12 protein-coding genes are annotated in these 20,789 nt (G+C 40.3%); 7 read left to right on the top strand and 5 right to left on the bottom strand.

Annotation, left to right across the window (positions count from 1 at the left end; all coding sequences use genetic code 11):
- Positions 1-68: 68 nt before the first annotated feature.
- From FCR06_RS06795 to FCR06_RS06805, 3 genes are all read left to right on the top strand, one after another.
- Positions 69-1,952: a CHASE2 domain-containing protein gene (locus tag FCR06_RS06795; RefSeq protein ID WP_138498069.1), complete on the top strand. Its 1,884-nt coding sequence runs from the start codon at positions 69-71 to the stop codon at positions 1,950-1,952.
- Between the two features lie 407 nt (positions 1,953-2,359).
- Positions 2,360-2,743, top strand: coding sequence for a PspA/IM30 family protein (locus FCR06_RS06800; RefSeq protein WP_138498070.1), 384 nt, complete (start codon positions 2,360-2,362; stop codon positions 2,741-2,743).
- Between the two features lie 195 nt (positions 2,744-2,938).
- Entirely contained in the window at positions 2,939-3,898 is a 960-nt protein-coding gene (locus FCR06_RS06805; protein WP_138498071.1) for a ribonuclease Z, read from the top strand.
- A gap of 117 nt (positions 3,899-4,015) precedes the next feature.
- On the opposite strand, the gene FCR06_RS06810 is transcribed toward FCR06_RS06805, so the two are convergent.
- Positions 4,016-6,829: a DVUA0089 family protein gene (locus FCR06_RS06810; RefSeq protein ID WP_138498072.1), complete on the bottom strand. Its 2,814-nt coding sequence runs from the start codon at positions 6,827-6,829 to the stop codon at positions 4,016-4,018.
- A 1,175-nt stretch (positions 6,830-8,004) separates the two neighbouring features.
- On the opposite strand from FCR06_RS06810, the gene FCR06_RS06815 reads away from it, so the two are divergent.
- The 3 genes from FCR06_RS06815 to FCR06_RS06825 all read left to right on the top strand — a co-directional run bounded on the left by FCR06_RS06815 (position 8,005) and on the right by FCR06_RS06825 (position 11,950).
- Entirely contained in the window at positions 8,005-10,176 is a 2,172-nt protein-coding gene (locus FCR06_RS06815) for a GumC family protein (RefSeq protein ID WP_138498073.1), read from the top strand.
- Positions 10,177-10,717: 541 nt separating this feature from the next.
- The gene (locus FCR06_RS06820) at positions 10,718-11,125 is read left to right on the top strand and encodes a hypothetical protein (protein ID WP_223280053.1); all 408 of its coding nucleotides are present in this window, start codon (positions 10,718-10,720) and stop codon (positions 11,123-11,125) included.
- Positions 11,126-11,317: 192 nt separating this feature from the next.
- Positions 11,318-11,950, top strand: coding sequence for a response regulator transcription factor (locus tag FCR06_RS06825; RefSeq protein ID WP_138498075.1), 633 nt, complete (start codon positions 11,318-11,320; stop codon positions 11,948-11,950).
- An 89-nt stretch (positions 11,951-12,039) separates the two neighbouring features.
- Here FCR06_RS06825 and FCR06_RS06830 read toward each other — a convergent pair whose 3' ends face one another.
- On the bottom strand, positions 12,040-13,494 hold the full coding sequence (locus FCR06_RS06830; protein ID WP_138498076.1) for a serine/threonine-protein kinase: 1,455 nt from the start codon (positions 13,492-13,494) through the stop codon (positions 12,040-12,042).
- 524 nt (positions 13,495-14,018) lie between these two features.
- On the opposite strand from FCR06_RS06830, the gene FCR06_RS06835 reads away from it, so the two are divergent.
- On the top strand, positions 14,019-16,703 hold the full coding sequence (locus tag FCR06_RS06835) for an MHYT domain-containing protein (protein ID WP_138498077.1): 2,685 nt from the start codon (positions 14,019-14,021) through the stop codon (positions 16,701-16,703).
- A 30-nt stretch (positions 16,704-16,733) separates the two neighbouring features.
- On the opposite strand, the gene FCR06_RS06840 is transcribed toward FCR06_RS06835, so the two are convergent.
- The 3 genes from FCR06_RS06840 to FCR06_RS06850 form a co-directional block, all read right to left on the bottom strand.
- Entirely contained in the window at positions 16,734-17,321 is a 588-nt protein-coding gene (locus FCR06_RS06840; RefSeq protein ID WP_138498078.1) for a hypothetical protein, read from the bottom strand.
- Positions 17,322-17,335: 14 nt separating this feature from the next.
- A complete protein-coding gene (locus FCR06_RS06845; RefSeq protein WP_138498079.1) occupies positions 17,336-19,018 on the bottom strand; it encodes an iron uptake porin in 1,683 nt (560 codons plus the stop codon).
- Between the two features lie 467 nt (positions 19,019-19,485).
- Positions 19,486-20,529 carry a Gfo/Idh/MocA family oxidoreductase gene (locus tag FCR06_RS06850; protein ID WP_138498080.1) on the bottom strand — a complete coding sequence of 348 codons (1,044 nt, stop codon included), beginning with the start codon at positions 20,527-20,529 and terminating at the stop codon, positions 19,486-19,488.
- Positions 20,530-20,789 lie beyond the last annotated feature (260 nt).

The raw sequence follows: 20,789 nt of genomic DNA on the forward strand, positions 1-20,789 counted from the left end.
AAAAAAAATTATTATTTATTAAAATTCTTTAAATAGTTACTTGTAGCTAAAGGCTAGGAGGAAAGCTTATGCAGCCTGGACTTTGGAAAATAATCAAAGAAGAAATTCGCATTTGGCGTGTAGGTGTATTCCCAGGAATTATAATCATTGCATTGGTGATAGTTGCTCGGTTGAGTGGTTTAATGCAATCTTTAGAGTGGCTAGCTTTTGATAGTCTTCTACGTCTGCGTCCTGAGGAACCTATAGATGAACGAATTGTAATTGTGGGCATTAATCAAGATGATCGCTTGACAAATTTTCCAATGTCAGATCAAGATTTAGCAGCACTATTGTGGAAATTACATCGTTGTCAACCTAGAGTTATCGGTGTTGATATTTATAGAAATTTTCCAGTTAATCCCGGTCATACAGAACTGGTAGAAGCTTTTAAAAATATCAAAAATTTAATTTTTATTGAAAAAGTATTGCCCAAGCAAATTGCTCCGCCACCAAATTTGTCTTTTGAACAAATTGGCTTTGCAGACCAAATTACAGATGGTGACGGTAAACTCAGACGAAGTTTATTAATAATACCAACATCTCAAGGAGACAAATTTTCTTTCTCTCTACGTTTAGCAGAAATTTATTTAACTCATCAAGATATTAGCTTTAAAAATAGTAGTATGGATGGCACTACCATCCATTTTGGTAATCTGGCGCTACCAAAACTTTTTCCTAACTCTGGAGGCTATGTCCAGACTGATGCAACCGGAGTTCAAGTACTGCTGAATTTTCGTAGTGGTCGAAAAAGATTTAGAACTATATCTTTAAATGATATTAATAGCAGTAAATTTAATTCTGAATGGTTACGCGATCGCATTGTGATTCTCGGCATAACTTACCCTAGCCATAAAGACTTGATGAATACTTCCACAATTCCATCTAGCCAACCTATCAAAAGACCAATTTATGGAGTGGAAATCCAAGCACATGCTGTTAGCCAAATTGTTAGCGCAGTGCTTGATGACAGACCACTTTTAAATACTTGGTCAGATGGATGGGAATATTTGTGGATTTTTGCCTGGGGGTTTTTAGGAATTGCGATCGCTCGATTGAGTAAGTCTCCTTTGGCAAATCTGATAATTGTTGGTACTACAACTTCAAGCTTAGTAGTCGCCAGTTATTTACTTTTAACTTGGGGTTGGTGGGTTCCAGTAATTCCGACAATTATTGTTTTAACTCTCAATGGGATAGAACTCACTGCTTTATATCAATGCGATAAAGCTTTGCGATCGGGGATTAAAGCTAGGCAAGATGTTATTGAACGTACATTTGAAACAATCCATAATGGGCCATTGCAAAGCCTTGCTAAAGTTTTAAAAATGGTTCGAGGTGAAGATTTGCCAATTAAAGAATTACTTCCAGAATTGGAAAAAGAACTTGATAAACTCAACCACGAACTTCGAGGAATTTATGATTTTTTACAACGAGAACATCCGACTCAAGACAGTAGTCTTTATTTAGGAAATACTTTAGTATTAAATTTGCAAGATCCTCTGCACGAAATTCTTTATCAAGTTTACAGTCATACTTTAGCGCGAGACTTTCCTTGCTTTAGAACAATTAAAGTGAAAATCCGTACTTTTGAACCCATCGATGAGCGATATTTAAGCATACAAGAAAAGCAAGGACTTTGCCGATTTCTTGAAGAAGCTTTGTGCAATGTTGGGAAACATGCTACAGGAGTAACTCGCCTCGAAGTCACTTGCTTTTCATCTGAAGGCTGGTACACTTTGAGTATTATAGATGATGGTTTGGGTGTCAATTCATCTCGAGAAGGTCGCGGCACCCAACAGTTTAGAAATTTAGCAAAACAACTCAAAGGTAAATTTCAACGAGTACCATTTTCTTCAAGAGGAACAATTTGTGAATTGTCTTGGCCTATAACTAAGTTTTGGTACTCTAATAAATGATTGTTCGTAATCATTTATATAGTAAGTATTTGCTAATTATATAGTTATTTACAGTTAAATATACTAAAAAAATCTCTTAGTCTACTTGAGTGAATCAAGGCTATTTTGCCTTGCAGTTGAGTTAAGTATAAAATTACAAACAAGCAGAAAATTTACTATATTTAAATAATAAATTGGTTTGTCTAACGGATGAACCAAGTATTTTACTTACCCATTTTAAGAATGTGTATTTTATAGAAATAACTCGCTTCCCAAAACTCAAAATTTTTATTCTCAATTCTGTAATAAAGTTATCAACAAAAGCTAATGACTTGGCTAATTACTTCTTTATATACTGAGCAATAAGACTTACAACTTATTCAAAAGTCGTTAATTTAAGTAAAATAACTATTAACTGGGGTAAAAATATGGTAGAATTAAATCACTTCTTTACCCAAGTAAAATCACATTCATATCCACAAAATCAGCAACCAGACGATAAAAACGTTAAGCCGCTAGCAGACACCTGGAATTGTTATCTTCAAAGTTTACAGGAGGCTATTGCTGAGTCAAATACAGCCAAGCAAATTGTTGAAAAAGATTATGATCGCCTCCAAGCTTTGGCGATCGCTTGGGAAAAACAAATCGAAATTGCCTCGATAAACTCTAGTGAAGATAAAGTTCGTCAGGCATTAGTCTATAAACAAAATTGTACTACAAGAGCGCGAGAACTAAAAACTTTACTCGAACGGCATCTAATTCATATCAGCACCCTTCAAACCCGACTAGCTTATTGGCAAAATCAACTATAAGTAAGCTGGTACAAAAAATTAAACTATGTCAAGGAAAATTAAATAAGATAAAATCCTTATGGGTATTGCTTAATCCCAACAACAATTGCTAACGCCGACTTACTTAAGTTGGCTGTAAAGAGTATTTTGCTCATCAACCGTGCCACTATAGAAAATAGAGCTGCAAATTGAGTAAGAGGAAGACTAAAGAACGCTGTGCAGATAACATTCTTAGGGACGAGTTCCGGTGTACCCACGCGATCGCGTAATGTTTCCAGCGTCGCCCTGAGATTACCTCAAAGGGGAGAGCTATGGTTATTTGACTGTGGCGAAGGTACTCAGCATCAAATTTTGCGGAGTGAACTAAAAATCAGTCAACTCTCCCGAATTTTTATCACCCACATGCACGGTGACCACATTTTTGGCTTGATGGGACTTCTTGCTACTTGCGGCTTAGCTGGCAATGTAGAACGAATTGACATCTACGGTCCACCTGGGTTAAATGAATATATTCAAACCGCTTCACGTTACTCCCACACACACTTTTCCTACCCGATTAAAGTTCATGCCATCCGTCCTGGCGTCATTTATGAAGATGATGACTTCATCGTCAGCTGCGGTAATTTACATCACCGGATTACAGCTTTCGGCTATCGCGTAGCTGAAAAAGACCGCACAGGACGCTTTGATATTGAAAAAGCCAAAGCGTTGCAAATTCCTCCTGGTCGCATTTATGGTCAACTCAAGCGTGGTGAAACAGTAACCCTTAACGATGGACGGGTGATTAATGGCGTCGAATTGTGCGGCCCTACAGAAATTGGTCGCAAGATTGCCTATTGTACAGACACCATTTTTTGTGATGGCGCAGTGGAATTAGCTGATGATGCAGATGTATTAATTCATGAAGCCACATTTGCTCATCAAGATGCAGATATGGCTTTTCAGCGATTGCATTCCACAAGCACAATGGCAGCCCAAACAGCTTTAGCCGCTGGGGCACATCGGCTGATTATGACCCATTTTAGTCCCCGCTATGCTCCTGGAAATAACTTAGAGTTAAAAGATTTGCTTCAGGAAGCTCGGGCTATTTTTAAGAGTACCGACATGGCTTATGATTTCATGGTTCATGAAATACCCAGGCGGCGGGAAGTGGAATTAACCAAAGTAGGCGTGTGAATTTCAGACTAATTTTCGAGTAATTAAATTATGCTTGAGGCGCACACAGCTAGTTGTGCGCCTACAGGGGATCATGGTTCAAATAGATAAAAAAGACTGTAAAATTATCTTTGGCGTTTAGATAATCGCAATATTGGTGTTGCTCAAGGCAGGGTTACCAGATAAGGCGGCAATCTGTAATGGTGCAGAACCTCCTAAGCTGCCATCGGCATCATAGAATAAAGCTCCAGTCGATGTATTGTAAATGAATCGCTGAGTTGTCGTGTTTGCTGTGCTAATGCCCGCACCGGAACGAAAACGGTCTGGGGTGAGGGTGCCTGCGACCAATCCGCCACCAAAGCCGGCAGCAGATATCTGTATTTTGTCGCCAGCAGAACCGCTGAAGCCATTAATCGTATCCAGGCGATCGCTAGGAGCTGTAAACCGATACGTATCTGCTCCATCACCTCCGGTTAGCACATCATTTCCACCACCACCAACCAGTAGGTCATTGCCAGTACCACCGATGAGTATATCGTTGCCGTCACCACCCGTAATTGTGTCATTGCCCGCACCTCCATTCAAGTTATCATTGCCACTACCGCCAGCGATCGAGTTGTTAAGAGCATCCCCAGTAAACACTCGTCCCAGATCGTTAAGCGTCAGACGGTAGTCTCCCGTAGCTCCCGAACCAGCGAGATCACCAACACCCGTCACAGGGTTGTAATTGGAGTTGGGGCTAAGGGACACGCCAACGTAGTATGTGCCCGCTTGAGTAAATGTATAAGTTAAGTAAGAGAACTGGCTAGAGGCTTCACCCGGCGCGGCTCCATCGTTGTTAGCTGCCAGTTGTGTACCACTGGAGTTGAAGACCCTGAGGTAGGTGTTGAGGTTTGATCCATTGCGAGAATCCACATCAAACCCTACCTGCTGCCCAGCAGAGACCGTAAACTTCACCAGATCCGTATCAGTTTGGGTATTGAGCGAAAAGTCAACGAACTGGCCTAGTGTCTTAATATTTGCTGAACGATTCTCAACTTCAGCGATTGTGTCATCAGGGTCTTGACTTGGGCTGACGAACTTTGAGGTTAGCGTGTAGTTTGTGGAACCGTTAACCCCTTGGACGCGGACAAAATACCGCCCAGCCCCTAGTACCCGTGAGAGAGTTTCTGTTGGCGAGTTCAAGACGTTTGATGTCGCTAAGATATCACCTGCATCGATCGCACCATTGTTGTTGGCATCTTTAATCAGTGAAAGCGATAAATCTTCACCGCTAACGCCCGTTGTGTTCAGTGTCACTTCGTAAGTACTTGACAGATCGAAGCGATAAAAGTCGTTGACATCGCTGGAGGCATCGAAAGCTTGTTCGATGTAGTCCTGGAAAGTTTGGTTGGGCGGCGTCGTCCCATTAATCGCTGCTAGTGGCCGGGCTGTGCTTAAGGTATTGCCGGCGTAGTCTGACACCAGTCGCAGGGAGTAAGCGGCTTGTTCACCATAAACATTTGCATGAATAAAGTACGTTCCTGCTGCCAAGTTGGCACTCAGCGAACCAACACTAAACGGCGTAATTGTTTCACCAGCGTCAAGCCGTTGGTTGTTATTCAAATCTCGGACAATTGACAGTGTTGGATTTTGGGTATTTCTAGAGTAGTAGGGGTTAGTAAATGCTGAAGCTGAGAGTTGACCTGCAGCAGTCATTGTGAACTTGAAGTAATCAGAGAAATCACCCGCACTGATACCAGACCCATCATCAATATAAGGTGTTTCCCCAATTAAATTACCGAGTGATCGCGCCTTTGACAGATTGCTGGAAGGTTGTGGATCGCTGGGAACAGCATCAAAGTCTGAATCGATATCTAGCTGATAGTTGGTATAAGCTCCGTTTTGCACCACCTGAACATAATAAGTACCCGCCCCTAAGGTGGTTGAGAGCTGATCGTCTCCTGCGTTGGACGATGAAAGGAAAACTTCATCTGCTGAAATAAACCCGTCGTTGTTTGTGTCACGGGCGAGGCGTAAATTGGCATCGAAGGTTGGAGGTGGGAATAAAGAGGTATCGATATCCAACCGTATATCAATAGGTGAGGTTTTATCTAGGGTGAATTTGTAGAGGTCGTTAGCATCTTCATAGGTTGGCCCAGATGGGCCTCCTACCATATCGTATAATCGGCGACTGCTGCCGCTGACGTTGCCTAAATTTCGTGCTGTGCCAGTAACATCACCTGCGTAATCAGTGACAATCCTGAGGGTGTAAGGGTCAGAACCGTAAGTCTGGGTATACTTAACGTAATAAGTGCCAGCAGGGGCAGAGTAGCGGTCAACATTCAGACCATTACCCACAGTACCAGCGACAGTTTGCAACACGTTGCCATTGGAGTCGAGCAATTGCATCGTCGCCTGCAACCCACCAGTATAGGTGAAATCCTTCATCCGCAAACTGATGGTGCCAGGGGCTTCCATCGTGAATTTCACAACGTCAACGTTATCGCGGTAGTCGAGATAGTCTTGCCAGCCAATCTTGTTATAAGCTAAATACTTGCTACTGGTTTGTCCCMAGCTCGTGCCGATATCCCTTGCTGTTGCTAAAGTTGGGCCAGAATAGTCATTATATAAGTACAGCCCATAATTTGTTGTATTAGATGAATTGTAGTTGTGTACTTTAACGTAGTAGTACTGATTCCCTTGTAGTGCAACGTTGATTGTCTCGCTTTGGTTACTGCCTAGAGTGCTGCTGGCAACTAGGTTCTGGTTTTGGTCGTAGACGTATAAATCGGCGTCGGCTGATAAGCCATTGAGAGCGCTGTAGAGGGTTGACGGCCCATAAAGGGTATAGAATTTGTAGTAATCATCCAAATCACCTGGACTAACCGAGTCACTGGTGTAGAAATTCTGTTCTAGATAAATGTCGGGAACAACTGTTGCATCGTTGAAAGTATTGTTAGGTTCTGTCATTGAAAGAATTTCCAACTAAATATAGGAGAAAAAGAAACGAGAAACACGTCTAAAGTTTTGCCGAATATATCCAAAAGTCTTCCAAGGTTCTTGAGGAGCCTTAAAATAAGGTCATTCTCATATTTTTTTGAGCTAGCAAAGATTAAGTTTTAATAACCTTTATAAATCGTGCAAAACGCGATCGCCATATCAAGTAAATACCTGAAAATTTTGTCATATAAGGATTTCAAAGTTATCGTAAATTTTTAGCTAACTGCGAAATCTGGTGCATAAGTTATAAATTGAAATCATCAGCTTTGGGAATTCTCTTGTGATATCAACTTAAGTGCTAGCCAAATCTAAGTTTTTTAGTGGCTATAAAAATCATCATTGAAAACATAGAGAATTTCAGAGACAGTATAAATTAAAAAAGACCTTTAGTGTTACTATTTAGGCACAAACCTGGACAAAAATACTGAACTTGATGAGAATCTAACAAAGCAAATCGCTGGCAGAATCCTTTGCTTGTAAGGTAAAACAACGGTTTGACATTTTTTAATAGATTTTGTCAGGGGATAATATTGTTTTAATTACTTCGTTTTTTTTAAAGTCAGTGTATTAAATTGATGTCAGGCTGGGCTGTTTTGAGGCGAACGCTTAACATCGATTGTAATCAATGCCCTGATAGTCGTGAGCAAGCTCTATTTCAAGGTTTGCTAGCCCAACTCATGACGTCCAACAAATAAACAGTAGTTGATTTTGCTCATTTAATTTAACTAACTAACCACTAATTTATACTTAACTAAGTGTATCAATAATGTAAAAACATTATTTAAATATTTTTATGAATATGTTTTTAAAATTACCACTTACAAAAAATAACTTTGACTTATAGTAAAATTGCAGATTCTAACAGTTTTTATCTGAATCTACTCAAAAAATAATTAATTTTTTGCCAAGATTTTTTCTAAAAATGAATATTTATTGAAATTTTATTCTTCTAGTACTGATTTTAAATTTATATCTACGAATTGATGAACATGAAAACGTTAGTTGACATAATATTATCCCAAGTGGTTTAATTTTTGGCACAATAATTAAGTATTATGTTCTGGCTCTAGGTGTAAAAAATCATTGAAAAAAATGTTTCTCGCAATCTTTGAAATATATTCTTTTGATATTAGAGGAGTTTGATAGTGGTTAAGACTAGTCTCAATCAAGAGCAACAAGTTACTACCTCAGCAAAAAACGGGGTTGACATCAGACAACTACCTACTATTTTGCTTCGTCAACGCTTGGTGATTTTGGGGGTTTTTTGTGTAGTCATGTCAGTTGCCAGCTTCTTTGCTGTCAAAGCCAAACCTAGTTATCAAAGCCACATGCAGATATTGGTAAGTTCTAATGTATCCCAAGAAACACCATCAAATAATATCACGCAAGAGGCAAACACCAAAACTGCTGATTACAGTACTCAAATGAAACTCATGCTGAGTACCAAACTGCTTCAAAAAGCCGTAGATTTACTTCATTCTGATTATCCTAATATTACCTTAGAATATATCAAAGGTCAAAGAGAATCCAACAAAATAACATCTCTGAAAGTCACCCAAGAACAGGCAAATACAGGGGATAATCAAGTTTTAAGTGAAGTATTTGAAGTTTCCTTTAATGATGACGATCCAGTTAAACCGCAAAGAGTACTTCAAGCTTTACAAAAAGTCTATCAAAAATACAACACAGAACAACAAAAAGAGCGTTTGGCTCGGGGACTGGCTTTTGTTAATACCCGCCTACCTGAACTCAAAAAAGAAGTCACTCAAGCTGATAAAAATTTAGAACAGTTTCGCAAGAAACATAATTTGCTCGACCCAGAAGCACAAAGTAAAATTCTGCTACAATCTCTTGCTGATATTCAACAACAGCTACAAACTACTCGTGCCCAGCTTCAAGATGTAAATGCTCGCTACAATAGCCTCCAACAACAAATAGCTTCCTCTTCGCAACAAAATAGCCAACTTTCTGCACGTTTAAATCAGTCAAGCCGCTACCAGACGCTATTAAATGAAGTTCAAAAAACTGAACTAGCCCTAGCTAAGGAACGGTTGCGTTATACAGATGATTATCCATCAGTAGAAAAACTCAAGCAGCAACGCCAAAATCAACTAACACTGTTACGGCAAGAAGTGAAAACTATTACTAATACTAGTAATAAAGTAGAACAATTTTCAAAAGCGCCGATGGTAGATATCGATCCTAGTTTAGTAGACGAATTTATTCTAGTACAGACGAATGTTTTAGGACTAACTGCTAATGAAAAAAGTTTAGTGCAGTCAGAACAGCAACTTCGTTCTGAGCTTGGCAAATATCCAAACCTAACAGCAGAATATAATCGTCTGCGGCAAAAGGTAGAAGCTAGTCATAAAACTTTGGAACAACTGCTTCAGTCACAACAGTCATTAGGAATGAAAATTGCTCAGGAAGGATATAACTGGCAAGTTTTGGAAGAACCCGCTTTGGGTACTTATGTAGGAAATGGCAGATTATTCTTTTTGCTTGGGGGAGGACTATTTGGACCGATTTTGGGTATTTTAATAGCCTTGATAATAGAAAAGTATAATGATACTATTTACACTACGGCAGATTTCAATAAACTGACAAATCTGCGCGTGTTGGGAAGCGTACCAAAATTGCGATCGCTTGGGAGTCAAAAGCGCTTCTTAAATCGGTCTTGGAATCAGCAACGAAGTCTACCGCCAGCGATGGTAGAACCCAGCGCCAAATTGCCTGTCCATGAAACTTTGGACATGATCTACCAAAACATTAAAATATTAAAATATCCCTTACCCTTCAAATCTTTGATGTTGACTTCAGCGCTACCAGGAGAAGGGAAGACAACTCTAATATTAGGCCTGGTAGCTAGTGCTAACCGAATGCATCGACGCGTATTAGTAATTGATGCTAACTTGCAAAATCCTAACCTGCATAAAGTATTGGAACTCTCCAATGATTGGGGACTATCTCTGTTATTAGTTGATGAAACAACTAGCGATTTTCAAGATTACATTCAACCGATTCACCCTTTCATTGATATTTTGACTGCGGGCCCAGTTCCAGATGACAGGGTGAAGCTGCTGAGTTCTCAGAGAATGAAAGAACTAATTGAATTGTTTGAAGAAAACTATGACTTAGTATTAATAGATGCTCCATCAATTTTAGCCACAGTTGATGCCAGAATTCTTGCATCTTTTTGCAATGCGATCGTCATGGTAGAACGTATGGGTAAAGTAAAGGGAAATCAATTGATTCAAGCTATTGAAATTTTGAGTAAGTTGAATTTAATTGGAATTATCGCTAATGATGTAAACTAGTAGTAAAAAATATATATAGGAATTCGATTTGATTCATGAATTGACTTGCGTAGTTAGGCAATAATAAAAAAACAGGTTAACATATACTGAGTTTTTTGAAATCAAATCTAGTCCTACAGAATTAGTATTTGATTTTTAACTTATTTGCTAGCGGCACAGAGTGGAGAATAGGGAATCAGCTAGGCCGAATGCATCTAAATATAGACGAGCCTGAATAACCCTCTTTTGTCACTTTTGCAAAAGAATAATCGAATCGAGACTCTGAAGCTTTAATTTAACCAAGCTTTGAGTCTTTATTTTTTAAGACAAAATTGTAGACTTATACATATCCTTCTTCTGTCACTTTCCGGAAGGGCGATCGCTAGAAGCCCTATGAGGCAATCAATACAAGCTATACTATTAGGAAAAAATCGGTCTTGTATTTGTTATTAAGAAATAATCGCGCAATCGCTTGCTATACAAAAGCTCTAGAATTCAGAAATGGCAAAAGTTTTCGGAGAGTGACAGAAGAGGGATATTCAAGTAAAGACTGTTTATATATATGACACTAATTTCTGCATTTGTACTGGGGTTAGTTGCGGGATTGCGAGCGTTTACAGCCCCAGCTGCTTTATTCTTGGCGCGTGGCGGTATTGTCGGTATTATTTTGGTTTTCTTTGCTGTAGCTGAGTTGATTGGTGATATGCTGCCGCAAATACCATCTCGTACAAGTCCTCCTGCTTTGATTGCTCGGATTCTCAGTGGTGGTATTGTGGGATGGATAATCGCTGGAGCAAACAGCAGTTTTGCACTTGTTGGAGCAGTGATTGGGGTTTTGGGGGCACTGATTGGTGCCTACGGCGGTCGGGCGGTGCGTATAGCAGCCATCGAGCGTATTGGTGCGATCCCATCTGCCCTGATTGAAGATGTTGTGGCGATCGCTCTTGCTGCCTTTGTCGTTACTCGTTGATGTATCGAATTGATTAAGTTTTGAAGCAGATGAAATTTGCGTTTTTAGTGAATTTGCTCAAGTTAGATGCTGCGATCGCTCAAGCTTTAGGATTACCAATAACAGTAATCAAGCAGCTGATACGTTATCGGATTGAGAACTAACAGACTATTGATAAAGTAAATATTAGTTGCAAACTGCTGTGGAGACGACATGATCCGGGTAATAGTAGTTGCTACTTCTTTTGTGGCGCGGGCAGGGTTGTCTGCTGTGATAAGTAGCAATCCCCAGTTGACAGTTGTCGGGAGTGCATCAGATTTGGAGGTATTAGCAGCAGAAGTCGAAATATTACAACCAGATGTTGTACTCATAGATATCAGCAGTAATTTTCAACAATCAGTCTGGGAAAAATTGCTGCTGATTTCACAAGAAAAATACCCATTGCCAATGCTCGTTATCGTTGAAGAACTCGACAGCATCGACTTAGAAAGGTCTTTACGAGCGGGGATTCGGGGTATATTACTCAGCAGTAGTACAGAGTCAGAAATAGTCCGTGCTGTGGAGGCGATCGCTGTTAATTTAATAGTACTGCACCCAAATGCTATAGAATTGATACAGACCCAGGAAAAGACAACAGCAAATCCTGTGCAAAGCTTGACACCACGGGAGATAGAAGTTTTAGCAATGCTTGGGTCTGGATTAGGCAATAAAGCGATCGCCAAAGGCTTGCACATCTCTGAGCATACTGTCAAATTCCATCTTTCATCCATTTTTCAAAAGCTTGGTGTCTCCAGCCGCACCGAAGCTGTGACTGTGGCTGTAAGACTAGGTTTGATTCTGTTGTAAGCTATGCCGATTTGGGATTTTAGATAATGCAATTTTTATTTATGCTCATACCCCATCCCTTTGGAGTGCAATAAATCTCAAATCCAAAATTATTTTACTTTCAGTTCTTTAAACAAGACTCGAGCCATTGGTGCATTTAAATCTTTACTAGCAAAGGCACAATAGGCTTGTGGATTGATTTGTCCGTAAGTTTTGAGAAAGTTAATACAACTGGGACGGTCTTTAAAGGTGGCTACATAAACTATAAATAAATTTTTTTTCTCTGATATATTCGGATAATCTGGTATCCAGAACACTCCTGATTGAGTAATTCCTTGAGCCTGTAAAATTTTCACTTGCTCGATTGCAGCTTGGAGATTTGGCAAACTGGAATTRGCTACAAAATAAAAGGAATTAGGCACATTAGCACCACTTGTAATTGGTGATCCATAAGCTGTGCCTATTTGATAATTTGCCCTTCCTGGTGGAAGAGATAACGAAGAATTTTCCGAAAATCTTGGTTTGGGGAGTAGCGAAGATGTACCTTTTTGATATGTGCCAGATTGGGGAGTATTTGCTAACAAAAGACCAATAATCACACACGCACCGATTAATCCACCGCCGACTAAAGTACTACCAATAAAAATAGCGTTTTGAATACTGCTTTGAGCAGGTGGCAGTTGGATTATGGAATTAGTAAAAGCAGATACTTGACTATACATTGGTACTTTTGGTGCAGTCGAATTGGCAATCGCCTGCAACGCATCGAGCATTTCTTTAGCAGTAGAATAGCGCTCTCTAACATCAAACTGAGTTGCTTTTTTTAAAACTTCCATCAAATTTCGACTGATGGCATCCCTATTCAAAACTTGCTCTCCAGTGTAGGAGTCTGTCATCAATTCGTGGGGCAATTTTCCCATCAACAAAAAAATAGCTGTTAGCGCCAAACTATACAAGTCACTGGCAAATACCGGACGCCCTGCTGCTTGTTCACTGGGCATAAAACCTGGTGTACCAATAATCATTGAATTACTAACGGTGCCTTCTGGATACATCACTGTTGCCATCGTTTCTCGCACTGCACCAAAATCAATTAAAATTGGATTCCCATCAGATGAACGCAAAATAATATTGTCTGGTTTAATATCGCGGTGAATGATGCCTTTGCTATGTACAAAGTCCAGGAGTTTCAATAAATTAATTAAAATGGGAACTACTTCACTTTCGCTCAAACAACCGTTTTGTTTTACTTGTTGGTTGAGGGTTTGTCCAGAAATCCATTCTTGTACGAGGTAGAATTGCCCATCTGCTTGAAAGTAAGCGTATAAAGTAGGAATTTGATTGCTACTTCCTCCCAGTTCTTCTAAAATTGCAGCTTCTCTTTGAAATCGCCTTTGGACTAACTGGTAAACGTCTGGGTTGTCGGTAACTGGTTTGAGTTGCTTGATTACACAACGTCGTCCCGAAGGCATTTGGGTATCTTCGGCTAAGAATGTTTCACAAAATCCACCAGTTCCAAGTACGCTAATTATCCGATAGCGATCATTCAAAAGTGTTGGTATCATTTTGTTTGCTTGACTCAGGTTTTGGAAGCACTCTTGAGAATTAACAACCTACAACCGCCTGTTTCCAGAACTTTGGTCGTGCATAGTTTTTGCTCGTTATTAATTTGTCTTGTGTAAACTAGAATGCATTAGCTGCACGCTGATTTTAAGTATTTAATTTTTATGATCTAAGTATGAGAATATCACAATTCGCACTTTTTATTAATATACCCAAACAGATGTAAAGACTATCGCAGCTATAGATAATTTGTAATTATTATTCGGCATTGGGTATGAAAGATGTAGGAAACACAAAGACAGGAGTTATATTAAGTTAGTTTAATTTTTCAATCTCAGGAAGTCACAAGCTTTTAGTTGTCATTGTATCCACGGCTCTATGTATTAGCCCTAATTACTAAGTGTTCAGCCAAACTTAAGCTTATTTTCTCATACCCAATGGCTAATGTCTAATTTCCAATTCCTAAGAATTACTCAAAAGTGATAAAAAAATAAAGCATAAGCTTCAGTTAAGGTTCCAAGCAGATATGGCTATGAGTAGCATCTACGACCTACGCCTGATCACACTTTCAATTGCGATCGCCGTCTTGGCTTCATATACTGCTGTTGATTTGGCTGGCAGGGTAATAGCAGCCAAAGCTTCGGCAAAAGTCGCCTGGTTAATTGGCGGCGCAATCGTTATCGGAATCGGAATTTGGTCGATGCAGTTTGTCGCCATACTAGCTTTGAGTCTGCCAATACGAATAACCTATGATGTATTGACTGTGCTGGTTTCTATGCTAGCTGCTGTCATTGCTTCTGGGGGGGCACTTTTCCTAGCCAGTCGCCCAGCGTTGAGTATTTGGCAATTGCTGATTGGTGGGACGTTAATCGGTATTGGTATTGCCTCCATGCACTACATTGGAATGCTGGCGATACGGCTCCAAGCAACTACCACGTATAATCCACTGCTGTTGATACTTTCTTTAGCGATCGCTATCGGCGCATCGATTCTCATCCTAAGTATTGCCTTCCAATTAAGTATACAAAGCAGTACAACTAGATGGTGGGTGAAAGTTGGCAGTGCGCTTTTTATCGGAGGAGCGCTTGCTGGGATGCAGTATATCGGCATGGCGGCTGTTAGATTTACGCCTACTAATCCAACAGTAATATCTGGGTTAGGAAAAACGAACAATTCCCTAACTTGGTTGGGTGTTTCCATTGGCAGTGCCACACTCATTATTCTCGGTTTCACACTGATAATCTCGTTTGTAGAGCGGCGTTTGTCTGCCCAAACAAAGCTTTTAGCACACCAACAAGCCCAAGCCAAATATTCGCAGTTATTTACAGAGATTATTCTGCAAATTCGGCGATCGCTAAATTTGGATGATGTAATCAACACAACTGTCCGCGAAGTTCGTCAAGCATTGAAAACAGACCGTGTGGTTATGTATCGTTTCAATAGTGACTGGAGTGGGACTATCATCGCCGAATCTATTGCCCCAGGTTGGACAAAAACCTTAGGAAAAACGGTCAATGACCCATTCCGAGAAAATTATATTGAAATGTATAAAAATGGTCGAGTCCGAGCTATTAATGATATTTATGAAGCTGGTTTTACAGAATGTCATCGGGAAATTCTCGAAGGTTTTGAAATCAAGGCGAATTTGATTGCACCGATTATTCATAACAATCAACTTGTCGGTTTATTGTGTGCCCACCAATGTTCTACACCTCGGAATTGGGAAAAATATGAAATTAATTTATTTAAACAATTAGCAATTCAAGTTGGCATCGCCTTAGAACAAGCGAGTTTAGTGGCTGAACTTGAGCAGGCGCAGAAAGTTTTGCGACTTCGGGATCGGGCGATCGCTTCAGCTAGTAATGGCATATTCATTACCGATGCCCGTCAGCCAAAAAATCCAATTATATTTTCCAATGCTGCCTTAGAAAAAATTACAGGCTACTCATCTCCAGAGATACTCGGATCTAACTACCAATTTCTCCAAGGATCTAATACAGACGCAGATACTATTACCGAATTAGATGAGGCAATCAAGGCTTCAAGAGAATGCCAAGTTGTACTCAAAAGTTATCGCCGCGATGGAACTTCTTTTTGGTGTGAATTAACGGTTTCTCCTGTATTAGATGCATTTGGACAAATAATTAATTTTATTGCTGTACTAGCTGAAATTACTGCTCGCAAGGAAACAGAAGAAGAATTAAGGCGTAGTCAAGAAGCTCTCCAAGAGGAAATTCTTAAACTTATTTCTGACGTTAATCAGGTATACCAAGGAGATTTAACTGTTCGCTCTCAAGTCTGTGGCGGCGAAGTTGGAATCTTAGCTGATGTGATTAATACTATCATCTTTAGCCTCTGGCAAATTGTCATTCAAGTCCAACAAACTACCTACCAAGTGAATGTTTCCCTTGGCGAAAACTCTGGTGTCATCCAACAATTGGTCAATGAAGCAATCCAACAAATCGAACAAATTACCTACACTCTGCAAACAGTAGATAATTTGAATTTTTGGATTCAAAAAGTAGCAGATACCACCCAACAACTACAGGAAGTAGGTGTGACTACTACTAACACAGTAGAAACAGCTAAGGCAACAATCGATTTCACTGGAGAAAGCATCTTGAATTTGCAACATACAGTTGCACAAATAGCTAACAAAGTCAAAAATCTGAGCGAATCTTCTCAAAAAATTTCCCATGTTGCATCAACGATTGGGGAAATAGCCGTTCAAACTAACTTATTAGCCAGCGATGCAAACATTGAAGCCACATGGATGGGCGATCGAGGTCGAGGCTTTGTGAAAGTAGCAGAACAAATTGGTCAATTAGCCGTGCAATCTGGCGAAGCAACCCAGGAAATTCAGGGTCTTTTAACTAACATGGAATTGGAAACTAGCGAATTAGTTCAAGCTGTAGAATCGGGAACGACCGAGATCGGAGAAAAAGCAAATCTTGTGCAAAATGCCAAGTTAAGCCTAGAAGATATTTTAGAAGTGTCTGGGCAGATGAATCATTTAGTAGAATCAATTTTTGCGACAACCGGATCTCAAGCAGAAACTTCCCAAGCGATCGCATCTTGGATCGAACAGATTGCCGAAACCTTAAAATACACCGCAGATTTGTCTGGTAGTGTATCTAGCTCTCTCCAACAAACAATAGAAGTGGCAGAGCAATTACAAGCGTATCTGGGTGGATTTAAAACTGGGGAATAGGGAGCAGGGGGCAGGGGGCAGGGAAAAAAATTATTGCTTCGACCTCTGAACTTGAAACTTCCACCTCTGAACTCGGAAGTTGAGCCTTTGAACTCGAAAGTTGCACCTTTTTGCTTGAACGTTGAGCCTTTGAACTTGGAAGTTGCACCTTTTTGCTTGAATGCTGAGCCTTTGAACTCGAAAGTTGAGCCTTTTTGCTTGAACGTTGAGCCTTTGAACTCGGAAGTTGCTACCTTCTTGCTTGAATGCTGAGCCTTTTAACTTGAACGTTGAGCCTTTGAACTCGAAAGTTGAGCCTTTTTGCTTGAATGCTGAGCCTTTGAATTCGGAAGTTGCACCTTTTTGCTTGAACGTTGAGCCTTTGAACTCGGAAGTTGCTACCTTCTTGCTTGAATGCTGAGCCTTTGAACTCGAACGTTGAGCTTGTGAACTCCAAACTTTAGCACTCGTAACCCAGCAGTCAACAGTTAATACTATTTCACGAAATACTTGATACAAATGATTAGCCTCTAATTCTCTCCCCCCTGCCCCCTGCTCCCTGCCCCCCTGCTCTTGCTCTCTGCCCCACTGCCCTGTATTTATATCAATTTTCAACTGAAACGGTACAACATACCCCATACTCCTTTTTCAATTTAAAAATCGAAAGTTGTACGAACTACTCCCACATATTGAGTATCATTTTCGCTATTGTTTTCTGGGTTGAGAATCACCCAAAAACCAGGAGTCACTGAAATGTGGTCGTTCATTCGGAAGCGATAGAATGCTTCAAGGTGGTAAGAGGTGTCCCCCTCTTCACGGACATCACTGTTAGAGACACGCGGTGGTAAACCAAACAGAAATCCTGGTAGATTACCTCTACCCCCCACATCGGGAAAGGATACGCCGACGGCACCAAACCAGACATTGGCACTCTCACCATTGTTAACGAATAGAGAATCTGTTCCACCCCGACCATTGGAAATATCACTCAAACCAGAGCTGTGGGCATTTGCCCAAATATATCCACCCCAAGCGTGAATTTGAAAATTCGGGGAGAAGCGGTAAAATCCCTGTGCGCCTACAATATCGTTGGAAGTAGCAATATTGTTGCCAAAAGGAGCGTTTGCCAGGACGCTACCCGTCCCAGCTGCGATATCGATTATTCCACCAGGGCTATAGCCGTGAGAGTAGGCAACACCTATTGCTCCTTGCTTACCGTAATAAGCTAAGTGTGCTAAGGCGTTGTATCCACCATTAAACAAGCCGTTGCTTCCTGATGGCGTATTGGGAGTGTTTGCTAAATAGCCCAAGGTGAGAACCAAGTCTTTGGTAATGTTCCAGTTAGCGGCTGCACCACCGCCACCTCGGCGAAATAAGGGACTGTACGATCCAAAAAGTGAGGGAACGCCATTGCCGTCGTCAGCAATTGTTGCAGGAGTGACAGTAGTTGAAATATCAGTGTAACCAATGCCTGTGGGCCCAATAACGAAGTTAAGAGAATCACTCACTGGGAAGTAGTAACGGATGTGGGGAGCAAAAAGTGTATTGTTGTTGTCATAATCGAAGTTCAGGCGTGTCATCCCTGTGCCTGTTGCTGCTGCAATTTGACTTGCACCATTGGTAGAATTTCCAAAGTTACCAAACTCCAACCGGACTCGTAATAAATCTTTGCCTGTGAAACTGCTCTCAAAGTTGAGACGACCCCGGTTTGCAAAGTAGACTTGGCTATCATCGGTATCGCCACCTACTCTATTACCAAAGGTATCACTAACAGCGGTAATAATTTGAGCATTCAGCCTAGTGGTAGTGGAAAACTGCTGCGTCTCCAGCTTTGCTGTATGTGTTTCTAGCGTGTCCACTCGCCCGCGCAGAGTTGCCAGTTCTGTGGCAAAATCTGCCTGCAACTTTTGCAGCACTGCCAAGTCTTGCTTATTAACTAAATCGCCAGTAGCTGTGGCAATTAATTCATTAACTCGATCTAAGCAGGCATTTAAACCTGCGGCAAACTCATAACGGGTTAAAGCACGGTTACCGCGATAGGTGGAATTGGGATAACCTGCAATACAGCCGTAGCGTTCGACCAGTGATTGCAATGCTTGAAATGCCCAATCTGTTGGTTGGACATCGGAAAACTGAGAGACTGAGGTGACTTGTCCCTGTAAGGTGCGATTATCTGCTGCACCAGAATTATTTTCAAACTGAGAAACTGGAGTGACTTGCCCTTGCAAGGTGCGATCGCTCTGTGCTCCACTAAAACTATTATCTAAAGGTGTCGCCCATACTGCCGGACAGGTCAATAATAAAAGCGGAAAACTATATAAAAAATTTTTGAGCATTGGGTTTAATTCGGTATTCAATGATGTAGATGAAAAAATCTGTATTTTTAGTTCACAAATCTCTAACGCCTAAATATAGTTAAAGATTTCAAAACGTGTTTTCTCTGGATTACTACTGAATCCATATCTTTTATTTGTTGTCCCAAGGATTGACTTGGTTTGTGCCTTTATCGATGGTGTTACCAGACGAAGACACTCAATAGACCTCTTGCAAAAGTCCTTCTTTGTGTTCTCTTCTGTGCGTTTGTGTCTTGGAAAGTTCTGATGCCTCCGGCAAGCCGCAAAGCGTCTACGCCGGAAGCCCGCGCTCAGACTTTCCCTGCGCCTCTGCGTGAGACAAAAAAATATTTATGCAAGAGGTCTAATACTTATGACAAGTAAAATATTTCACAAAGTTTACTTTTAAACTTTAATACCTCTTATTTGTGACGCCGAAATGAAATTATTACTCAATCAATAATTTCGAGTTAAAATGCAATTACTCTTTGCTGATTATTGCTTTCAATTGCCGCTTCGATAATTCGCATTACATTAATTCCGTCTTCAGCAGTCACAGCAATTGGTTGATTCTCAACAATTGATTTGTACATTGCATCGTAGTAGCCTAAATAACTGCCCTGCGAACTTTTTACTTTTTCTCGAATTACTTTTGTGTCTTTTTCTGTGTGCAACAACCCATATTCACTTTCAGGCTCAGTGTACCAGTCAGCTGTGTTAGGCTTCATCCCAGCCCGTAACTTGTCTTCCTGTGCATCGGCCCTACTTTTGAGAAAAGAACCTTTTGTGCCATGTATGATATAGGAAGGTACAGGCTCACGCACTAAAAAACTTGCTTTTAATTTTACGCGCAGTTTGTCATAGTACAGTATTGACTCAAAATAATCATCTATTTGCGATGCTTGTCTTGTAATTCGCATATCTGCAAAAACAGCATTGGGCATTCCAAATAAATGCAAAGCTTGGTCTATGATATGCGGTCCCAAATCTTTGATGATTCCAGCCCCCGGCCCTGGAACTTCTGTATGTTGTCTATTGCTAAGTGTTGGTTTGTATCGCTCAAAATGAAGTTCTGCTTCAACTATATCTCCTAATAAGCCTTCTTTGATAATTTTTTTTACTGTTTGAAAATCACTATCCCACCGACGATTTTGATAAACAGATAATTTATTTCCCTTTTTTTGCGCTAATTCTTTTAACTCTTCTGCTTCTGCTACTGTTGTGGTAAAGGCTTTTTCCACTATTACATGCTTGTCTGCTAGCAAAGCTTGTTTAGTATAATCATAGTGCGTATCAGTTGGTGTATTTACCACTACCAATTCTACTTGTTCATCTGCTAACAATGTTTCTAAAGAAGTGTAGCTTTTTGCATTGGGATAATCATTCTGTATCAGCTTTTTGCTTCTTTCCCAAGAACCTAGTAATTCAAATCCGGGATGTAAAATTATAAATGGTGCATGAAATATCTTACCGGACAATCCATAAGAACAAAGAGCTGTATTGACAATTTCCATCTTCTTACTAGTTTACTGGAGCGAAAGTTTGTATTTATTTGTGATATGATTCTTTCTCTTGAATGCAGGCTCATTTTGAGGAGAAAATGTGCCATCCAGGTTGTTACCTAAATAAATTTTATACCCAACTGCTATGTAAGTTATAGCAGGAGACAGTTCGCGTAGCGTGTCGAAGACAATGCAGCTATGCTGTTCTTGCTGGAGGTAAAACTATTACTGTTGGTAGCATTCACGCTTGTCATTATATCCTAAAGGGCGTA

It is taken from the genome of Nostoc sp. PA-18-2419 (assembly GCF_005869855.1).
Classification (GTDB): Bacteria; Cyanobacteriota; Cyanobacteriia; order Cyanobacteriales; family Nostocaceae; genus Nostoc.

Bases quoted from the DNA above. Each gene is read 5' to 3' on its own strand.
- FCR06_RS06795 (WP_138498069.1), top strand. From the start codon at position 69: ATGCAGCCTGGACTTTGGAAAATAATCAAAGAAGAAATTCGCATTTGG.
- FCR06_RS06800 (WP_138498070.1), top strand. From the start codon at position 2,360: ATGGTAGAATTAAATCACTTCTTTACCCAAGTAAAATCACATTCATAT.
- FCR06_RS06820 (WP_223280053.1), top strand. From the start codon at position 10,718: ATGACACTAATTTCTGCATTTGTACTGGGGTTAGTTGCGGGATTGCGA.
- FCR06_RS06825 (WP_138498075.1), top strand. From the start codon at position 11,318: ATGATCCGGGTAATAGTAGTTGCTACTTCTTTTGTGGCGCGGGCAGGG.
- FCR06_RS06835 (WP_138498077.1), top strand. From the start codon at position 14,019: ATGGCTATGAGTAGCATCTACGACCTACGCCTGATCACACTTTCAATT.
- FCR06_RS06840 (WP_138498078.1), bottom strand. From the start codon at position 17,321: ATGGGGTATGTTGTACCGTTTCAGTTGAAAATTGATATAAATACAGGG.
- FCR06_RS06845 (WP_138498079.1), bottom strand. From the start codon at position 19,018: ATGCTCAAAAATTTTTTATATAGTTTTCCGCTTTTATTATTGACCTGT.
- FCR06_RS06850 (WP_138498080.1), bottom strand. From the start codon at position 20,529: ATGGAAATTGTCAATACAGCTCTTTGTTCTTATGGATTGTCCGGTAAG.